The sequence below is a fragment of the Microvirga sesbaniae genome (assembly GCF_025460805.1).
GTDB classification, from domain to species: Bacteria; Pseudomonadota; Alphaproteobacteria; order Rhizobiales; family Beijerinckiaceae; genus Microvirga; species Microvirga sesbaniae.
In genome coordinates, this window is the sequence record NZ_JAMXFJ010000047.1 from 13,865 (window position 1) to 32,591 (window position 18,727).

The 18,727-nt window shown below is 64.1% G+C and carries 18 protein-coding genes and 1 tRNA gene; 14 read left to right on the forward strand and 5 right to left on the reverse strand.

All coding sequences use genetic code 11. From position 1 onward, the window contains the following. The first annotated feature begins 74 nt into the window (after window positions 1-74). The 10 genes from lptM to OCW50_RS29335 all read left to right on the forward strand — a co-directional run bounded on the left by lptM (window position 75) and on the right by OCW50_RS29335 (window position 9,954). Window positions 75-323, forward strand: coding sequence for an LPS translocon maturation chaperone LptM (gene lptM, locus OCW50_RS29290; RefSeq protein WP_262273305.1), 249 nt, complete (start codon window positions 75-77; stop codon window positions 321-323). Between the two features lie 9 nt (window positions 324-332). After that, window positions 333-1,601 carry a diaminopimelate decarboxylase gene (gene lysA, locus OCW50_RS29295; RefSeq protein ID WP_262300023.1) on the forward strand — a complete coding sequence of 423 codons (1,269 nt, stop codon included), beginning with the start codon at window positions 333-335 and terminating at the stop codon, window positions 1,599-1,601. Between the two features lie 226 nt (window positions 1,602-1,827). Next, window positions 1,828-4,431: a TIGR02302 family protein gene (locus OCW50_RS29300; RefSeq protein WP_262300024.1), complete on the forward strand. Its 2,604-nt coding sequence runs from the start codon at window positions 1,828-1,830 to the stop codon at window positions 4,429-4,431. 341 nt (window positions 4,432-4,772) lie between these two features. Continuing rightward, window positions 4,773-4,964 (forward strand): twin transmembrane helix small protein, encoded by a 192-nt coding sequence (locus tag OCW50_RS29305; protein WP_173946704.1) that lies wholly within the window; start codon window positions 4,773-4,775, stop codon window positions 4,962-4,964. Between the two features lie 155 nt (window positions 4,965-5,119). Beyond that, window positions 5,120-5,710 (forward strand): acyloxyacyl hydrolase, encoded by a 591-nt coding sequence (locus OCW50_RS29310; RefSeq protein WP_262300025.1) that lies wholly within the window; start codon window positions 5,120-5,122, stop codon window positions 5,708-5,710. A gap of 25 nt (window positions 5,711-5,735) precedes the next feature. Further along, window positions 5,736-6,311, forward strand: coding sequence for a cob(I)yrinic acid a,c-diamide adenosyltransferase (locus OCW50_RS29315; RefSeq protein WP_262300026.1), 576 nt, complete (start codon window positions 5,736-5,738; stop codon window positions 6,309-6,311). A gap of 167 nt (window positions 6,312-6,478) precedes the next feature. Then, window positions 6,479-7,186, forward strand: a complete 708-nt coding sequence (locus tag OCW50_RS29320; RefSeq protein ID WP_262300027.1) for a rhomboid family intramembrane serine protease — start codon at window positions 6,479-6,481, stop codon at window positions 7,184-7,186. Between the two features lie 102 nt (window positions 7,187-7,288). Then, on the forward strand, window positions 7,289-8,038 hold the full coding sequence (locus tag OCW50_RS29325; protein WP_262300028.1) for an electron transfer flavoprotein subunit beta/FixA family protein: 750 nt from the start codon (window positions 7,289-7,291) through the stop codon (window positions 8,036-8,038). A 15-nt stretch (window positions 8,039-8,053) separates the two neighbouring features. After that, window positions 8,054-8,998: an electron transfer flavoprotein subunit alpha/FixB family protein gene (locus OCW50_RS29330; protein ID WP_262300029.1), complete on the forward strand. Its 945-nt coding sequence runs from the start codon at window positions 8,054-8,056 to the stop codon at window positions 8,996-8,998. Window positions 8,999-9,072: 74 nt separating this feature from the next. Further along, window positions 9,073-9,954 carry a 3-hydroxybutyryl-CoA dehydrogenase gene (locus tag OCW50_RS29335; protein WP_262300030.1) on the forward strand — a complete coding sequence of 294 codons (882 nt, stop codon included), beginning with the start codon at window positions 9,073-9,075 and terminating at the stop codon, window positions 9,952-9,954. Window positions 9,955-9,969: 15 nt separating this feature from the next. Here the strand turns inward: OCW50_RS29335 and OCW50_RS29340 are convergent, their stop codons facing one another. Further along, window positions 9,970-10,467, reverse strand: a complete 498-nt coding sequence (locus tag OCW50_RS29340) for a DedA family protein (RefSeq protein WP_262300037.1) — start codon at window positions 10,465-10,467, stop codon at window positions 9,970-9,972. A gap of 182 nt (window positions 10,468-10,649) precedes the next feature. Here OCW50_RS29340 and OCW50_RS29345 point away from each other — a divergent pair, with 182 nt between their 5' ends. After that, window positions 10,650-11,219 (forward strand): HNH endonuclease, encoded by a 570-nt coding sequence (locus tag OCW50_RS29345; protein WP_262300031.1) that lies wholly within the window; start codon window positions 10,650-10,652, stop codon window positions 11,217-11,219. Window positions 11,220-11,293: 74 nt separating this feature from the next. On the opposite strand, the gene OCW50_RS29350 is transcribed toward OCW50_RS29345, so the two are convergent. The 3 genes from OCW50_RS29350 to OCW50_RS29360 are packed head-to-tail and all read right to left on the reverse strand — an operon-like array spanning window position 11,294 to window position 13,528. Continuing rightward, entirely contained in the window at window positions 11,294-12,376 is a 1,083-nt protein-coding gene (locus OCW50_RS29350; protein ID WP_262300032.1) for a D-TA family PLP-dependent enzyme, read from the reverse strand. 57 nt (window positions 12,377-12,433) lie between these two features. Further along, window positions 12,434-12,934 carry a disulfide bond formation protein B gene (locus tag OCW50_RS29355; RefSeq protein WP_262300033.1) on the reverse strand — a complete coding sequence of 167 codons (501 nt, stop codon included), beginning with the start codon at window positions 12,932-12,934 and terminating at the stop codon, window positions 12,434-12,436. A 12-nt stretch (window positions 12,935-12,946) separates the two neighbouring features. Continuing rightward, a complete protein-coding gene (locus OCW50_RS29360; RefSeq protein WP_262300034.1) occupies window positions 12,947-13,528 on the reverse strand; it encodes a YqaA family protein in 582 nt (193 codons plus the stop codon). A 152-nt stretch (window positions 13,529-13,680) separates the two neighbouring features. Between OCW50_RS29360 and OCW50_RS29365 the strand changes: the two genes are divergently transcribed. After that, window positions 13,681-13,765 (forward strand) — tRNA-Leu (locus OCW50_RS29365). A 602-nt stretch (window positions 13,766-14,367) separates the two neighbouring features. Continuing rightward, window positions 14,368-15,855 carry an IS630 family transposase gene (locus OCW50_RS29370; protein WP_262300035.1) on the forward strand — a complete coding sequence of 496 codons (1,488 nt, stop codon included), beginning with the start codon at window positions 14,368-14,370 and terminating at the stop codon, window positions 15,853-15,855. Window positions 15,856-16,379: 524 nt separating this feature from the next. Here the strand turns inward: OCW50_RS29370 and OCW50_RS29375 are convergent. Continuing rightward, a complete protein-coding gene (locus OCW50_RS29375) occupies window positions 16,380-17,123 on the reverse strand; it encodes a hypothetical protein (RefSeq protein ID WP_262300036.1) in 744 nt (247 codons plus the stop codon). Window positions 17,124-17,930: 807 nt separating this feature from the next. Here OCW50_RS29375 and OCW50_RS29380 point away from each other — a divergent pair. Continuing rightward, a partial coding sequence (locus OCW50_RS29380) for a calcium-binding protein (protein WP_506323702.1) occupies window positions 17,931-18,727 on the forward strand: 797 nt, incomplete at its 3' end.

An 18,727-nucleotide genomic window follows, 5' to 3' on the forward strand; every position in this document is an offset into this window, starting at 1 on the left:
GTTGCAATCCTCACCTTGCCTCTCGCATCCGGCACCGCTTGCCGTTATGGTGCGGCCACGTTTCGGAGCTCTTCATGTCGTCCAGCCTGACCCTTCCTCGCGCCGTTCTGGTTTGCGGCCTTCTCGCCCTCGGTCTGACCGCCTGCGGCCGTCGCGGCGCGCTCGAGCCGCCGCCGGACGCCTCGGCTCAGGCGGCCGAGACCCAGACGCAGACCCCGGCGAGCGACGCCACCCTGCCCTCCCCGGTCGGCACGCCCCGCTCCCAGGCGAACCGGGGCTACACGATTCCCAACAAGCCGTTTATCCTCGACCCGCTGCTCTAGGCCTTTTCGATGCACCATTTCGCCTATCGTGACGGCGTCCTCCATGCGGAGGGCGTCGATCTGCGCCGCCTCGCGGACGAGGTCGGGACCCCGTTCTATTGCTATTCCTCGGCCACTCTGGAGCGGCACTACCGGGTCTTCGCCGAGGCCTTCGCCGACACGAACGCCCTCGTCTGCTATGCCATGAAGGCCAATTCGAACCAGGCCGTGCTCCGGACGCTCGGCCGCCTGGGCGCCGGCATGGACATCGTGTCCGAGGGCGAGCTGCGCCGCGCGCTCGCGGCCGGCGTGCCGGGCGAGCGCATCGTCTTCTCCGGGGTCGGCAAGACGAAAGCCGAGATGGCCTTCGCGCTCGAGAGCGGCATTCTCTGCTTCAACGTGGAATCGGAGCCGGAGCTCGAAGCCCTTTCCGAGGTGGCGGTCTCGAAGGGCATGCGCGCCCCCGTGTCGGTGCGCATCAATCCGGACGTGGACGCCAAGACCCACGCCAAGATCTCGACCGGCAAGTCCGAGAACAAGTTCGGCATCCCCATCGCCCGCGCCCGCGAGGTCTATGCCCGGGCGGCGGCGCTCCAGGGCATCGAGGTCACCGGCGTCGACATGCATATCGGCAGCCAGATCACGGACCTGGCGCCTTACGACAACGCGACCGCGCTCCTCGCCGAACTCGCCCGCGACCTGATGGCGGACGGCCACCGGCTGCACCACATCGATCTCGGCGGCGGCCTCGGCGTGCCCTATCGGGAGGACAACGAGCCCCCGCCCGATCCGCAGGCCTACGCGGCGATCATCAAGCGTCACACCCGGGATCTCGGCCTCAAGCTCGTGTTCGAGATGGGCCGCATGATCGCCGGCAATGCGGGCGTGCTCGTCGCCCGGGTGATCTACGTGAAGCAGGGCGCCGACAAGCCGTTCGTGATCGTCGATGCGGCGATGAACGACCTCATCCGCCCGACGCTCTACGAGGCCCATCACGATATCAAGCCGGTCCTGGCCGCCTCTCCCGGCACGCCGCGCGTCGTCGCCGACGTGGTCGGCCCCGTGTGCGAGACCGGCGACTATCTCGCCCTGTCCCGCGACATGCCGGCCGTGAAGGCGGGCGACCTCATCGCCGTCATGACCGCCGGCGCCTACGGGGCCGTCCAGGCCAGCACCTACAACACGCGCCCTCTGGTGCCCGAGGTGCTGGTCCGCGGCGAGGATCACGCGGTGGTGCGCCCGCGCCCGACCTATGACGAGTTGATCGGGCTCGACCGGGTCCCGGCCTGGCTGGGCTGACGCGCCCGCCCGCCGGCCCGCCACCTGCCGTGCAGAATCGACCACCCCTCTCGAACAATGCCCCGCTCGGAGGATTGACCATCAACCGGCAACGGCCCGAGCCGTGACGGCCGGTCACCTCTTCTTGAAGCTCCGCGCCCAATTGACCGCTGGTCATCCGGGGTCCGCGTGCTAGCTTTTCAGGCGGGGGTTATCTGCACGGGCGGTGCAGCGGGAGATATTTTGCATGAGCGACGGCCCGAACCCGACGCCTGGGCGCAGTCCCCTGAACCAGCGGTTCGGGCGCCTGGTCACTCATGCGCGCTGGTCCCTCTGGTGGGAAGAGGCCTGGCCCCGGCTCTGGCTGCCCTTCGCCATCGTCCTGCTGTTCCTGACCCTCTCCTGGCTGGGCCTCTGGCTCGACGCCTCGCCCCTGTGGCGTAGCGTCGGCCTGGGGCTGTTCGGAGCCGCCTTCCTTCTGTCGCTCTGGCCGCTCCTGCGCCTGCGCATGCCCAGCCGGACCCGTGCGCTCGACCGGCTCGACCGGGAAACAGGGCTCACCCACGGCCCGGCCCGCGTCCTTGACGATACGCTGGCGCTCGGATCGGCGGATCCCGGCACCAAGGCCCTCTGGGCGCTTCATCGCAAGCGGGCGGAGGATGCTGTCAGCCGCATGCGCGTCGGCCTGCCGCAGCCCGACATGGCCAAGCGCGACCGCTATGCCGTGCGCGCCGCGGGGCTTCTCGCCCTGGTGACGAGCGCCTTCATCGCCGGGCCCGAGATCGGCTCCCGGCTCGCCGCGGCGTTCGACTGGCGCAAGGTCGAGACCGCCTCTCCGTCCTTCCGCATCGACGGATGGATCGACCCGCCGCTCTATACCCGCACGCCGCCCCTGATGATCGACCTGGCCCGGGGGCAGAGCCTGCGCGCGCCGATCCATTCGACCGTCGTGATCCGGATCGCCGGCGAGGGAAGTGCGGAGGTCACGCCGGGCAAGGGCCTGACGCCGCTCCCGCCCAAGGCCAACCAGCGCGCCGACATGCGCGAGGAACGCTACACCCTCGACGGCTCGAGCGAGCTGACGGTCAAAACCGGATTCGCGCACAGCGTGACCCTGACCATCGAGGCCATCCCCGACCGGCTGCCCGAGATCGCCTTCACGACGCCCCCCGAGGTCAACGCCCGCGGCACCTTCACCTTGAGCTACAAGGGTCGCGACGATTACGGCATCGCGTCCCTCGACGGCATCGTCGAGAAGGCCGACGCCAGCAAGGGGCGCTCCCTCGTGCCCGCCCCTCAGCTCACCCTCGCCCTTCCGAGCCATGAGGAGAACGCGCCGGACACCAAGTCCCCGGTCGATCTCACGAACCATGCCTGGGCGGGCGCGCCCGTGACGATCCGCCTGAAGGCCAAGGACGAGGCCGGCCAGGAGGCCCTGAGCGAGGCGATCACCTTCACCCTGCCGCAGCGTCCCTTCACGAATCCGCTCGCCAAGGCCTTGGTCGAGCAGCGGCGCAATCTCGTTCTGTCCCCGGACGACCGCAAGCGCGTTCAGGTGGCCCTCGACGCGCTGCTCATCGCGCCGGACGAGTACACGCCGCAATGGGGCGTGTTCATGGGGCTGCGCACCGGCGCGGAGCGCCTGCGGGTCGCCAAGTCCGACCAGGATCTGCTCGACGTGGCCGACTGGCTCTGGGCCATGGCGCTGCAGATCGAGGACGGCAACCTGTCCGATGCGGAGCGCGAGCTGCGCGCCGCCCAGGAGCGTCTGAAGGAGGCCATGGACCGGGGCGCCACGGACGACGAGATTCGGCGCCTGACCGACGAGCTGCGCCAGGCCATGGACAAGTTCCTGCGGGAATTCGCGCAGCGCATGCAGCAGAACCAGCAGTCGCAGGATCAGAACCAGCGCACGCCTCCCGACCGGATGATCTCGCAGGACGACCTCAACCGGATGCTGCGCCAGATGGAGGACGCCATGCGCCGCGGCGACGTGGCCGAGGCCCAGCGCCTGCTCGAGCAGCTGCGCAACATCCTCGAGAACCTGCAGACGGCTCAGCCCAACGGCCGCATGACCGATCCGCTCGGACGCGAGATGAACCAGGCGATGCAGGACCTGGAGGACATGGCGCGCGAGCAGCAGAATCTGCGCGACGAGACCTTCCGCGACGGCCAGAACCGGCGCATGCAGCAGGGCGACCGCAACGGGCAGCGCCAGCAGGGGCAGCGTCAGGGGCAGCGCCAGCAGGGACAGCGCCAGCAAGGCCAGCAGGGTCAGCAGGGTGACGGTCAGGAGCAGGCGGAGAACGGCCAGGGCGGTCAGGACCAGGATCCCCTGGGCCTGAGGCAGAGGCAGGAAGCCCTGCGGCAGAGGCTGGAGGAATTGCAGCGGCGCATGCAGGGCATGGGCATGCAGAACGAGCAGGGTCTCGGCGAGGCCGAGCAGGCCATGCGCGATGCCGAAGGCGCTCTCGGCCAGGGCCAGGACGGGCCTGCCGTCGACGCGCAGGGACGAGCGCTCGAAAGCCTGCGTCGCGGCATGCAGGGCATGGCCCAGCAGATGCAGCAGATGCAGCAGGGCGACGGCCAGGGGAACGAGCAGGCCGGCGACCAGCCGGGCCAGGGCAACCCCCAGGGCAACCAGCAGACGGGCCAGCGCGATAACGATCCGCTCGGCCGGCCCATGCGCAACCGGGACTATTCCGACGGCCGTGTCGAGGTGCCCAGCGCCAGCCAGTCGCCCGCCCAGCGCGCACAGCGGATTCTGGAGGAATTGCGGCGCAAACTGGGCGATCCGAGCCGGCCGCAGGAAGAGCTCGACTACTTCGAGCGGCTGCTGCGCCGGAACTGACTCTGGAGCATTGATCGCTTGGCGGCGCATCATGCCGGACTTAGAGCTGCTTCCACTCACGTGGAATCATCTCTCTTCTTTGCCTCGCCGCATTTTTTGACGGTGAACCGAATCCACTTCACCGAAAAATGCTCTAGAGCCCCGGACCCAAAAGTGGACACCACTTTTGGGATTCATCCGAGGCTCCCTCTCTTGACCGGCGCATCGGAAAAGGCGGAAAACCGGGTCCACTTTTCGCTGACGCGACCCTCTGGGTCCGTCCGATGCGCTAGTGCCGCCGGGCCTCTTGCCTCTCCGCCGGGTTGGGGCCACGGTCGCCCGGATCTTTCGATGGAATCACGATGACGAGTTTTGCCGATTTGCTGGTCCCGATCGCGGTGGTCGCCGTCGCGTTCGTGCTGCTTCTGGGGCTGATCAACATGCTGCGCGGCGGCAATCCCAATCGGTCGCAGCATCTCATGAGGCTGCGCGTGCTGCTGCAGTTCCTCGCCATCATCGTGATCATGGGCGTGATCTGGTGGCGGGCTGCCTGACGTTGGGACACAGGTGGAAAACCCCGGCCATTGTCCACATTGTGGATCGCGCACCTTCGTATTGACACTTTTTCGCCACGCTTTGTATTAAGACAACGTTAGCCATAAGGGCATAGCCTGATGGCCTTGATACTTATTGAATTACGGATCCCTTAATGCGCATCAGTCCAGCCATCGGCATGAGCCTACTGATCCTGGTTGCAGGATCGACGGGTGTGCTAGGCTCCGACTTCAAGCGGCAAACGAGTTCCTCCCAGGCCCAGACCCAACCAAGCATCCTGTCGGAGTTCCGTTTTGGTCTCTCCGCTCAGGATCCCTGGGGCCCGGAAGGACGCGATGGCTCGGCCAATCTCACCGGCGAAATCCTTTTTGCGAAGCCGTTTACCGCCTCGGACCTCTTCACAAGCTATTTCATCCCCCGGCCGCATGTGGGCGGCAGCCTGAACTTCGACGGCCGGACGAGCTTCGCCTATGCCGGCCTGTCCTGGACCGTCGACGTGACGCCCGACATCTTCGTCGAGGGCAGCCTCGGCGGCGCCGTTCACAACGGCAAGGAGCACTCGATCGCGGACCATCAGGGGCTCGGATGCTCCCCGCTCTTTCGCGAATCGGGTTCCGTGGGCGTGCGCCTGTCCGCCAACTGGAGCGTGGTGGCCACGGTCGAGCATCTCTCGAACGGCGGCACCTGTTCGGACGAGAATAGAGGCTTGACGAATGTCGGCGCGCGGGTTGGGTATTCGTTCTAACTGAGTCCCAATTGTCGGGTCCGCCATGGTCGTCCTCAACCGCATCTATACCCGCACCGGCGACGAGGGCACCACGGCGCTGGCCGCCGGCGGACGCCGTCCGAAATACGATCTGCGCATCGAGGCCTACGGCACGGTCGACGAGACCAACGCGTGCATCGGCCTCGTGCGGCTTCATACGGCCGGCCACGACATCGACGCCATGCTCGGCCGCATCCAGAACGATCTGTTCGATCTGGGCGCGGATCTCGCGACCGTCGAGACGGACAAGCCCCTGCCCTATGAGCCCTTACGCGTCACTCAGGCGCAGGTCGACCGTCTCGAGCAGGAGATCGACCGCCTCAACGCCGACCTGTCCGTCCTGCGCTCCTTCGTCCTCCCGGGCGGCACGCCGGCCGCGGCGGCGCTTCATCTCGCGCGCACGGTCTGCCGCCGGGCGGAGCGCCATGTGGTCGAACTGATGGAGAGGCCGGACGAGAAAGTTTCTCCGGAATCGGTGAAGTACCTGAACCGCCTGTCGGATTTTCTCTTTGTCGCGTCACGCTACGTCAATGACAAGGGTGCGCTCGACGTGCTTTGGGCGCCCGGTCAGAATCGCTAACGCATCGTGCGGACCCAGAGGGCCGCGTCAGCGACCCGAAGGGCCACGCCAGTGAAAAGTGGATCCGGTTTTCCGCACGATCCGAGGGCCGGTGCCTCGGGGGCGGGCCCGGCGCATACTCCCAAAAGTGGATTCCCCTTTCAGGTCCGATGCTTTAGGAGCGGATCATGTTTCTCCCGCTTCACGATGGCGTTCCGCTCAAGAACATGAAGACGCCGCTCGCGACGCGGTGTCTGATCGGCGTCTGCGTCATCGCCTATCTGCTCACCTTCTATGGCCCTCTGGGCGAGGACGCGGTGGTGGCCGGGCTCGGCTTCATCCCGTCCGTTCTGTTCGGCACGGAAGTGCTGCCCGAGGGCTATCCGTTCGTCCCCGCCGAGCTGACCCTGGCCACCAACATCTTCCTGCACGGCTCGCTGTTTCACCTGATCGGCAACATGCTGTTCCTCTGGGTGTTCGGCGACAATGTGGAGGATGCCATGGGGCATCTCCGCTTCATCCTGTTCTTCCTGCTCTGCGGGATGGCCGCCAGCCTGGCCCATGCCTTCATCACGACGGAGCCGCACCGCCCGCTGATCGGAGCCTCGGGGGGCGTGTCGGGTGTGGTGGCGGCCTATCTGATCCTCTATCCCCGCGTGAAGATCTGGGGCCTGTTCCTGAAGGGCATCCCGCTGCATCTGCCCGCCTACTGGACCATCGGCTTCTGGTTCGTCCTCCAGTTCGCCGCGGCCTTCCTCGGCGGGGACGACAGCGTGGGCTGGTTCGCCCATCTTGGCGGCTTCGTCGTCGGCGCTATTCTCACCCCTCTCCTGCGCCGCCGCTACGATCCCGTGCTCGCCCGCGTCCAGGCGCAGGAACTGCAAGCGCCGCGTTGACAATCAGGGATCGGCCATTACGGTCCTTCCGCCTTTTTCCTATATGTCCGGAGGGTCGGCCATCGGCCATTTCCGGATCCGATCTTTGGTGAGGACAGACGAATGAAGCTTCTGGTGTGTGTGAAGCGGGTGGTGGACTACAACGTGAAGATCCGGGTGAAGCCGGACGGGTCGGGCGTGGAACTGGCCAACATCAAGATGTCCATGAACCCCTTCGACGAGATCGCCGTCGAGGAAGCCGTGCGCCTCAAGGAGCAGGGCAAGGCCACCGAGATCGTCGCCGTCTCCATCGGCCCGAGCCAAGCCGGTGAAACCATCCGCACCGCGCTCGCCATGGGGGCCGACCGGGGCATCCTGGTCAAGACCGACGCCGCCGTCGAGCCCCTCGCCGTGGCCAAGATCCTGGCCAAGGTGGTCGAGCAGGAGAAGCCCGACCTCGTCATCATGGGCAAGCAGGCCATCGACGACGATTCCAACCAGACCGGCCAGATGCTCGCCGCCCTGATGGGCTGGCCGCAGGGCACCTTCGCGTTCAAGGTGAACGTGGGCGAGGGCTCCATCGACGTGACCCGCGAGGTCGACGGCGGCCTGCAGACGGTCGGACTCAAGCTGCCGGCCATCGTGACCACGGACCTGCGCCTCAACGAGCCGCGCTATGCGTCTCTGCCCAACATCATGAAGGCCAAGAAGAAGCCGCTCGACGAGACCTCTCCTGAGACGCTCGGCGTCGACGTGGCCCCGCGCCTGAAGGTGATCAAGACCGCCGAGCCCGGCGGCCGCAAGGCGGGCGTGAAGGTCGGCTCCGTGGCCGAACTCGTCCAGAAGCTCAAAGTCGAAGCCGGCGTGCTCTAAGGGAGAAGACCAACCATGACCACTCTTCTGATCGCCGAGCACGACAACGCTCATCTCAAGGACGCCACCCACAAGGCGCTCTCCGCCGCGAAGGCGCTCGGCGCCCCCGTGCACGTGCTGGTGGCCGGCGCGAACGCGCGCGCGGCGGCCGAAGCCGCCTCCAGGCTCGCGGGCGTGGAGAAGGTGCTGCTGGCCGACAGCCCGGCCTACGAGCACCAGCTCGCCGAGCCGACCGCGGCCCTCATCGTGTCGCTGGCCGGTTCCTACGATGCCCTGGTGGCGCCCGCCACCAGCAAGGGCAAGAACACCATGCCGCGGGTGGCGGCGCTGCTCGATGTGATGCAGGTCTCCGACATCACCAAGGTGGTGGCGCCCGACACCTTCGAGCGGCCGATCTATGCCGGCAACGCCATCCAGACCGTGCAGGCCACCGACGCCACGAAGGTGATCACCGTGCGCACCGCCGCCTTCCCGGCCGCCGCCGAGGGCGGCTCGGCCGCCGTCGAGACGGTCAACGCCGCCGAGGACCCGGGCGTGTCGAGCTTCAAGGGCGAGGAGATCCAGCAGTCGGACCGGCCCGAACTGACCTCGGCGAAGATCATCATCTCGGGCGGGCGCTCGCTCGGTTCGGCCGATGCCTTCAAGCAGTATATCGAGCCCATCGCCGACAGGCTCGGGGCCGCCATGGGCGCGTCGCGCGCGGCCGTCGATGCGGGCTATGCGCCGAACGACTGGCAGGTGGGCCAGACCGGCAAGGTGGTGGCGCCCGATCTCTACATCGCGGTGGGCATTTCAGGGGCCATTCAGCATCTGGCCGGCATGAAGGACTCCAAGGTGATCGTGGCGATCAACAAGGACGAGGAAGCCCCCATCTTCCAGGTGGCGGATTACGGCCTCGTCGGCGACCTCTTCCAGATCCTTCCGGAACTGAAGGAGGAGTTGACCAAAGCCGGTCAATAAGGTCAGGAATAATGACGGGCCGGGCGGGGTCTCCGCCCGGCCGCTTTCGACATTGAATGCAGGCAGCAGATCAGATGGGCATAGAGATCAAAACGGTTGGCGTTGTCGGCGCCGGGCAGATGGGAAGCGGAATCGCCCATGTCTGCTCGCTGGCGGGTTTCACCGTCCGGCTCAACGATCTCTCCGAGGATCGGATCAATGCCGGGTTGGCCACGATCAACGGCAACATGGCCCGCCAGGTCGCCAAGGGCGCCATCTCGGACGCCGACCGGCAGGCGGCGCTCGATCGGATCAAGCCGGCGCGCACCTATGATGATCTCGCCACCTGCGACCTTGTGATCGAGGCGGCGACCGAGAACGAGGAGGTGAAGCGCAAGATCTTCACCAATCTCAGCCCGTCGCTGCGCCCCGACGCGATGCTCGCCACCAACACCTCGTCGATCTCGATCACGCGGCTTGCCGCCTCCACCGACCGGCCGGAACGCTTCATCGGCATCCACTTCATGAATCCGGTGCCGGTGATGCAGCTGGTCGAGTTGATCCGCGGCATCGCCACCGAGGACCCGACCTACGAATCTGCCAAGGAGTTCATCGGCAAGCTCGGCAAGACCTCCACGGTTTCCGAGGACTTCCCGGCCTTCATCGTCAACCGGATCCTGCTGCCGATGATCAACGAGGCGATCTACACCCTCTACGAGGGCGTCGGCTCCGTGGAGGCCATCGACACGGCCATGCGGCTCGGCGCCAACCACCCCATGGGCCCGCTCCAGCTCGCCGACTTCATCGGCCTGGATACCTGTCTGTCCATCATGCAGGTGCTGCACGAGGGCCTGGCCGATTCCAAGTACCGCCCCTGCCCGCTCCTGGTGAAGTATGTGGAAGCCGGCTGGCTCGGACGGAAGACGAAGCGCGGCTTCTACGATTACCGGGGCGAGAAGCCGGTCCCGACCCGCTGACGGGCCGCGTGGCCGTCATAGCAGCCGCCTGAACGCATCGGTGAAGAAATAGGGCCCGAAGCTCCACAGCCCGGCCCAGAGCATGGCGCCGAGGGCGTTGGCCACGACGAAATGGGGCCAGGGCATCCCGGTCGAACCGGCGATGAGACCGTTGAGCTGGCGCAGCACGACGACGAAGCGCGCCGTGAGAACCATGAAGAACCCCTTGGTCTTCACCGTCTGCTCCAGCTTGGACAGGCGGTCCGGGGTGAGCTTCACCAGGGAGCCGAACCTCATCAGAAGCGGCCGCCCTCCGAACCGGCCGATCAGGTAGCCGGTGCTGTCGCCGAGGACCGCCCCGGCCCAGGCGGCCAGAAAGACGTGGCCGATGGCGAGATCTCCACGGGTGGCCAGGAGCGAAGCCCCGATCAGGGCGCTTTCTCCGGGCAGGGGCGCCCCGAAGGACTCGAGGTAAAGCACGACCAGAAGAGCCCACACGCCATAGGCCGCGATGGCCGGCTCGATCCAGGCCAGGCCTTCCTGCAAAAGGTTCATGAAAAGCCCCAAGTCGCTGGAATCCGGTCTCGATCCGTCCACACACACTTCCTGTGGGTGCGTCACAAACGTCTGACCGTGCATCTTCACAACAGTGTCATGCTGCCTATAGTCTAATCCGACGGGATACGAGTCTTCTCTTAACCTAAAGAGGAGGTGAGGTGACGATACACGTCCAGCCTGTTGTGCGACCGGAGGCCTGCCCGGCCCTCGTTCTCAATGCCGATTACCGGCCTTTGAGCTACTACCCCTTGTCCATCTGGTGTTGGCAGGATGCGATCAAGGCGGTGTTTCTGGACAGGGTCAACATCGTGTCGGAATACGACAAGGTCGTGCGAAGTCCGACCTTCGAGATCCGCCTCCCCTCGGTCATTTCGCTCAAAACCTACGTCAAACCCTCACGTCACCCGGCCTTCACCCGCTTCAACGTCTTCCTGCGCGACCGCTTCAGCTGCCAATATTGCGGAGACCGCGAGGACCTGACCTTCGATCACGTCATTCCCCGGTCCAAGGGCGGGCAAACCACTTGGGAGAATGTCGTCGCCGCCTGTGCGCCCTGCAACCTCAGGAAGGGGGACAAACTGCCCCGCGAGGTGGATATGTGGCCCCGGCAGAGCCCCTTCGCCCCGACCGTCCACGACCTCCACTCCAACGGCCGCCTCTTCCCGCCGAACTATCTCCACGACAGCTGGATGGATTATCTCTACTGGGACAGCGAGCTGGAGCCCTGAGATCCGTCCCCGGGCCCATCCGGCGGGCCCATCCGGGCCCCTGCCGGTCAGTCATTTCCCCATGGGCAAGCCGGTCAGGTCAGACGCCCCCGGGCTGCGACGGGCAACTCGCCGACGATCGTGCCTCCCCGCACCGCCACCATTCGGTCCACCATGTTCACCACCACGCAGACGTGATTCGGCACGATGCGGACCACATCGCCCACGCTGGGACGATCGTTGCAGGCGGACAGGTCGAGAAACCCGTGCTCCTCGGCGAAGCGGGCGATCCGGGCCTGCGGATGCTCGAGAATGAGGCCGTGGCCGTCGAGCCCGCCCGTATCGTAGGTCAGGGTCTTCGAGCCCGAATCGAGAATGCCCCGCTCGGGGCCGGCCCGGCTGACCACCGTCGCATAGACGGTCAGCGCGCAGTCCTCCAGCCCGGCGACGCCCGCTGCCAGCATCATGCGGTCGTTGAACACAGACGTGCCGGCCCGGTGCTCCGTCACGCCGTTGATCTTGCCCAGATGAACCAGGTTGGGGGTGCCGCCCGACGAGACGATGCGCGGTTCGAGCCCGAGCTCCCGCACGCCGGCCGTGGCCGCATCGAGGAAGGCCTGCGTCTCGGCCACCGCATTCTCCGGCGGATACAGCATGAAGCCTGCGAACGAGAGCCCCGGGCGTGACCCGATCTCCCGGGCGAGCGCCACGGCTTCCGCCGGCGTCTCCACCCCGGCGCGCCTGCGGCCGGTATCGCATTCCACCACCACGTCGAGAGGGCGCCCGGCCATGGCCGCGGCCCGCGGCAGGCCCGCGACGACCACCGGATTGTCGGCCGCCACGGTGACCTTCGTGCGCGTCAGGAGCCGGCCGAGGCGGTCGAGCTTCTCCTCACCCAGGAGATTGTAGGCGATGAGGATGTCGTCATGTCCGCTCTCCGCCATGATTTCGGCCTCGCCGAGCTTCTGGCACGTGAGGCCACGGGCGCCGGCATCCCGCTGCATGGCGGCGATCGCCGGGCTCTTGTGGGTCTTGATGTGAGGGCGGTTGGCGATGCCGGCTGAATCGCACAGGGCCTGCACCCGGGCGATATTGCGCTCGACCACGTCGAGATCGACCACCACGGCGGGCGTCCCGAACTGCCGCGCGACCTCGTCCTTGAGAGCCTGAAGTCTCATGTCACTCCCCCACATGTCCGAGCGAAGGCTACCGGGGCGATGCCCATGGGCGCAAGGTCACCGGCCCGGGAAGATCCCCTTGCGCGCCGCCGCGGCGGCCGCGAAGGCGGCGAGCGCCAGCGAGATCAGCACGTTCCATCCGGCCAGGGACAGGCCGAGGAAGCGCCAGGCCGCCTCCGTGCAGCTCACCACGCGGGTGTTCTGCAACTGGTTCAGGAAATCGCCCACATTGCCCGCGCCGGCGCCCGCGCCGCCGCCACAATCGCTCGGGCCCGCGAAGAAGCCCCATTCCACGCCTGAATGATAAGCGCCAAGCCCCGCGCTGACGATGAAGATCAGGGCCAGGCACCAGAGGCCGATGCGGGCATAGCGCGGCGGCAGGAGCGCGGCCGCGAGGCCCACCGGAATCGCGATGTAATAGGGATTGCGCTGCATCAGGCAGAGCTTGCACGGCACGTAGCCGAACACATGCTCGAAGATGAGCGCTCCGCCGACGGTCGCAGCGGCGCCCAGGGCCACGGCCAGCGCAGCCTGCCGCATCGTGAGGCTGATCCGCATCGCCCCTCCCCTCTAGAAAAGATAGCGGAAGGCCACGAAGCCCCCGACGAAGGCCGCGATGGCCAGGGCCGCCACCAGGTTGAAATGGTTGTCGATGATCGATTTGATCCGCGGTCCGAACTGGCTCATCAGGAGGGCCACGATGAAGAAGCGGGCGCCGCGGGTCAGGATCGACAGCAGGATGAACCAGCCCAGATGATAGCCCGCGAAGCCCGACGTGATGGTCACGAGCTTGTAGGGGATCGGGGTCAGGCCCTTCAGCAGGATCACCCAATGGCCGTACTCGGCATAGGCATGCCGGAACGTCTCGGCGCCTTCCGTGAGGCCATAGAGATGGAACAGCCAGGCTCCGATGGAATCGTAGAGGCCGAGCCCGATGAAGTATCCGAGGATGCCGCCCAGGACGGACGCGACGGTGCAGATCAGGGCATAGGCCCAGGCCTTGTCGGGCCGTGCCAGCATCATCGGCACGAGCATCACGTCCGGCGGCACCGGAAAGAACGAGCTTTCGGAGAAGGACACGAGTGCCAGCGCGTAAGGGGCCGAAGGGCGGGCCGCGAGGGACAGGGTCCAGTCGTAGAGGCGTCTCAGCATGGGGTTCCGACAGGTTCAATCCGGATCGGGGCCTTCGCCCCGGCCCCTTTGAGCACAAGGTGCCGCGAATTGCGAGAGCCCAACCGTGCGGCTTGCCTTCACATCTCGCGCATTGACCAAACTTCGCCGGTCATGGTACGTCGCGGGTCCTTGCCCCTGTGGCGGAATTGGTAGACGCGCTCGACTCAAAATCGAGTTCCGCAAGGAGTGCTGGTTCGATCCCGGCCAGGGGCACCATATTGATTTTATTGAATAAAATAGCTCAATCCATTGGAGCCTTTTTCCCACCTTGGCCGCTATGTCGGCACCATGTCGGCACGGGAAGATAAATTACCCAATCGGCTGCTACGAGCGCCCTCCAGAAATTCTAGGGCTTTGCCGATGCAGATGAGCGCAAAGGGCTAGCGCCTCAGCGCATTAAGACAGGTCCATGAACCGTTCGCCCTAAAAGAGGCGGGTTGGTGAACTGTGTGCGTCATGCGGCTATCTCAACGGCTCGTTGGCCCTCTTGGAACTAGCACCCACCCGTCTATCAACCCCAGTTGCAATGGCTGACCAGAACCGAAAGCCTTGCCGGCCGAACCACAGTTCACATCCTATTCGGATTCTGTTACAATATCTCTTCATCTGAGCGCTGGCGCACCTGGGGTGAGCTCATGTACAGCGACCATGAGCAGTGGGCGCGGATCCGATACCGGGTTCTGGTCGAAGGAGCCACCCGGAGACAGGTCGGCCGCGAGACCGGGATCAGTCCGAATACGGTCCGGAAGATGCTGCGGACGAGACAGCCGGTGCCCCGCAGCCCGCGACAGCAAGTCTTTCCCAAGCTCGGGCCATACTTGCAGACAGTCCAGCAGATGGTGTCGGGCGAAAGGCAGCCAAGCTTGTCTTATCGCGAGATATACAGGTCCATTCGGGAGCAGGGCTATACCGGAACGTACGACGCTGTCGGCAATTATATCAGGTCGCTCAAGCCAACGGATCGGATGCTGTGGGAAGCCGCATACGAGGACATCAAAACCTTGGACCGCAAGTCGGCGGTCACCCTTCTGATGCGGGTGGCGAGGCAGTGCCAGGCGAACGAACGGCAGAGACTTGCATCCTCCCGAGCGCGCAAAACTCACAAGGAAGTCGCCAGGCAGGCTGCCTTCACGTGGCTACGCCAGCTTCTGCAACAAAGGATGCCAGCCGCCGACCTGCGGGGCGAACTCGGCGAGGTACCTGATCTCGACCGGCTGCTGGACAGGCTCCATCACGGGGGCCGCCACGTGCGCAATCGGTCGCTTGTGGTCCTCGGCAGCCTACGCGGCTGGCCTTCAACCGCGATTTGCGCCTTTCTCGGCATGGAGAAGAAGACCTATCGCAGCTACTGGCAGACCTATGAACGTGGCGGAGCCTCAGCCCTGTTCGCAGCGCGTCCTTCAACACGCAAGAAGGTCAACAGCGAGCCCCTGAAGAGCCTAATCTTCGCGATCCTGCATGAGCCGCCGCTCAACTACGGCATCAACCGGACGGCCTGGACTATGGGCACGTTGCAGCAGGCTCTCGCCGAGAAGGGGAACTCTGCGTGCCGGGATACGATCCGCAAGATCACCAAGCAGGCAGGTTGGCGCTGGCTCAAAGCGCGCAAGGTGCTCACATCGACGGACCCGGATTATTCGGAGAAGGTGCGGACCCTGCGCTCGACTCTTGCTTCGCTGCACACCGACGAAGCTTTCTTCTCGATTGATGAGTATGGGCCGTTCATTGTGAGGCTGCATAGCGGCAAAGCCCTGACACCTCCCGGGACGATCCGGATCGTCCCGGCGCGGCAGAGGGCCCGCGGCACGCTGATCCTCACGGCTGCCCTGGAACTGTCGACGAACCAAGTCACTCATGTCTACAGCGAGAAGAAAAACACGGCCGAGATGATCCGGCTGATCGAGACCCTCGCCTCGAAGTATGCAGCCTATCGTCGGGTCTACCTGTCTTGGGACGCGGCTTCATGGCACTCCTCGAACCAGCTTAAGGACTGGCTGGCCAAGCACAATGCTGCCGCTCAGGTCGGTAATGGTCCGCAGATCGAGGTGGTGCCGCTGCCCTCCTGTGCCCCGTTCCTGAACGTTATTGAAGCCGTCTTCAGCGGCATGGCACGCGCCATCATCCACAACAGCAACTATTCCTCTGCGGAAGAGGCTCAGGCGGCAATCGACCGGTACTTAGCTGAACGCAACGCTCATTTCCAGGAACAGCCTGAGCGCGCGGGCGAGTGGGTGTGGGGGCTTGAGCGACAGCCGGCGGTGTTCTCGGAAGCCAATACATGCAAGGATCCTGCCTATAATCGATGACACAGGTTGGAATGTCCTGACTCATTAGCGGCTGGAAGTGCCTTCGCGGCCCTTGAGTGTGAATGGCTTATCCTGCGGAGGTGATGGGAAGAGCTATGTGTGAACACGATATCGTCGTCCGGCTCAGGGCCGCCTTAAGTCGTGAGGAAATCTCCCGCGAAGATATGGAGGCCCTCCTCATTGAGGCTGCCGACGCGATTGAGTTCCTTCGCTCCTTGTTGGAGCCATTGGAGGAAGTTGGGTTAGAGGACTTGTCGCCAAAAGGCAGGGCTTAGGGGACGATGATTGATCTTGAGTACTTTGACGTGGTACGTCGCGTGATGGCACACCCATAAATCTCTGGATGTCCCAGGACGCCCCCCCAGAGATCCTACAGCCCGTTGGGTACTGGATGCAAAGCCACAGGGGCGGCATACGCTATTGGCGCCTCTTCGGGGAGCCACCGCACTTCTGCTCGGATCGGCATATTAAGGGGGGCGGCCGTTTCTTCGCGAGTGAGGGAAGGAATCCGTGCCTGATCACCCCTAAGGGATCAGGCTGATATCGGAGAACTGAAAGGCAAATTCCGGCTTTTGCATTGAGCCAGACAGCGTCATGCTCTTTTCAGAGAAGCAGTCTCGTTTGGCTTTAATGAAGCTCCCGGAGAAGCGGACCCATTGCTCTTTTGTGAGTGGAGAGATTTCAAGCAGGGCACCAGGCGCACCAAGGTTGGAAGCATTTGTTACCTTCACGAAGCCGTTGGGCTCAGCACTGAGAGTGGTGTTGGCGTCAAGCGAAACGGCAAGCGCAAGGCGCCCGGCAGTGTCGGTTGAAACAGCCGCAATCTGACCGATCCAGTTCTGCACATCCGGGCTGGGAAATGCATCGCAAAGGAGTTTCTCACGATCGAACCGGGCGAACTCGTTGACCATGTCCTCCCGCCCGCCTGGCGAATATTTCACGCGTGCTTTGTGACAGATTCCCAAAAATTTCTGCTGGTCGGCCGGCACGCTCAGCCCCTCTTCCGAGCTTTGGGGCTGTGACGCAAGTTCTTGGTGGGGAGCAGCCATCAACGAGTCACCGTCAAAGACGCGCCCCGATAGTACAGGATCAAGCACGTCACTTGGCGGGTTCGCGTCGCTTGCAAGTCCGCAACCGATGAAGCCCACGAGAGCCAAGGCAGCGCCCTGCCGCCGGGAGTGGACATGCAGAACGCTTAAAGGGATCAGAACAGACAGCAGTCCTGTGATGAGGGCGAGTATCGACGCTGAGGCTACGCAGTTCCACATGCCGATTTCCTGTGAGCATGTTCGTGTCGGTACTGTAAGGTTCTTATGTCTCTATCCAAAGGAGACCCGGCCGCCAATACCACTGCATGATGACCCCCATAGCGGGAATAGATCTGGGACTCCGACCGTTATCGTAACTTGTGCTGGTGAAAGTACGTGGCGGTATGACAGTGGTGCTGACGACCGTAGCAGGATGGAGACGTCAATTAGCGTATGAAAACCGCAGCAGAATACAGCAAACATGCTGAAGAGTGTCGGGTGCTCGCCAAGCAGGTGCCTGAAGGGGAGCAGCGCAATCAGTTTCTGGAAATGGCCCGGACTTAGGACAATCTGGCCATCGAGCGGGAGAGGCTGGTCCGCAACCATCCCGAGCTCGACACCGCAGAAGAGTCAAGCAAGGCTCGCATCTCCTCGATCCGCCAGTCATAGGAAAGAGCTATGCCCTTTCTGAGCTAAACATTTAGGAATATCTGCTCGACCCATTTGATCCATTGCGGCTCTCGCAGAAGGCCGTAGCCTCTCCACTGTGGCCCATCCCCCAATAGGCCACGGGCGCCCTGGCTGAAAATCTAGGTATGCTTCTCACCAGGGCGCCCTCTACACCGCTAATCCTAAGCTACGGCTATCCTCCGAAAGGACCCAAAATTCTCAATGGTCTGCCCTCGTTATGATTGGAAAGTCTTCGTCAATAGGAATTAGTAGAGGCAACGATACAAAAACGAAGCATTCGCGATTAACCCATCATGGTTAGCATAATTTTCCTGCCCTGAATCGTTATACTCAAAACTAGATCAGGGAGGATTATAGATGACCACTGTTGGCGTTAGTGCAGAGTTCATAGGATTTCATGCGGGACGAGGCATCTATCGCATTGATCTGAGCCAGGTGCCGCTCAGCACTATCCAGTCGATCGCGTTTATCGATGATGGGATACGCTCCGGAGGAAGCGGTGGCTCGTCAGGGGCCGACATCGACTTCGTGAGCATCTCAACGACCTACAGCGACAGCGTGCTGGTTCCGACAGGAGAGGCATTGAATCCAGAGGTCGTCTATCGTCCCGGCTTCCTGACGCAGTGGACGGACGGTGACAGGCCGCTTTGGAACACGAGCCATCTGTTCGGCACGAACCCCGGCAATGTTTTCGACCCGGCGCAAGCCACTCTGGGCACCATCGACGGCAGCAACGATGCGAGCACCGGAACCTTGTCTCTCGGCGAAGGCGGACAGGCGACTCTGCTGCTCAACCGCTCCTTCACCACAGGCCAGGGCGGATCTGAAAAGCATTACATCTATTTCGGTGAGTACGGCAGCCAAGCGCGCGACCAAGATGGCCTGAGTATTCTTGTGTCGGATGAAAAAGCGGCTCTCGGGAAGGCAGCTATCGCTGGGCCGATGGGGCTCAACCTGACCGGTGACGAGCGGAGTGAGGAGATTGCTTTAGGCCGGGGGATCAACACGCATGTGGGCGCAGGCGATGACGTCATCAGCGGAATGGCCGGAAGCGACAAGATTTTTGCGTGGAAGGGGAATGATCACCTCTATGGAGGGGCGGATGACGACTGGCTCTATGGAGAGGCCGGCAAGGACCGCCTCTACGGCGAGGC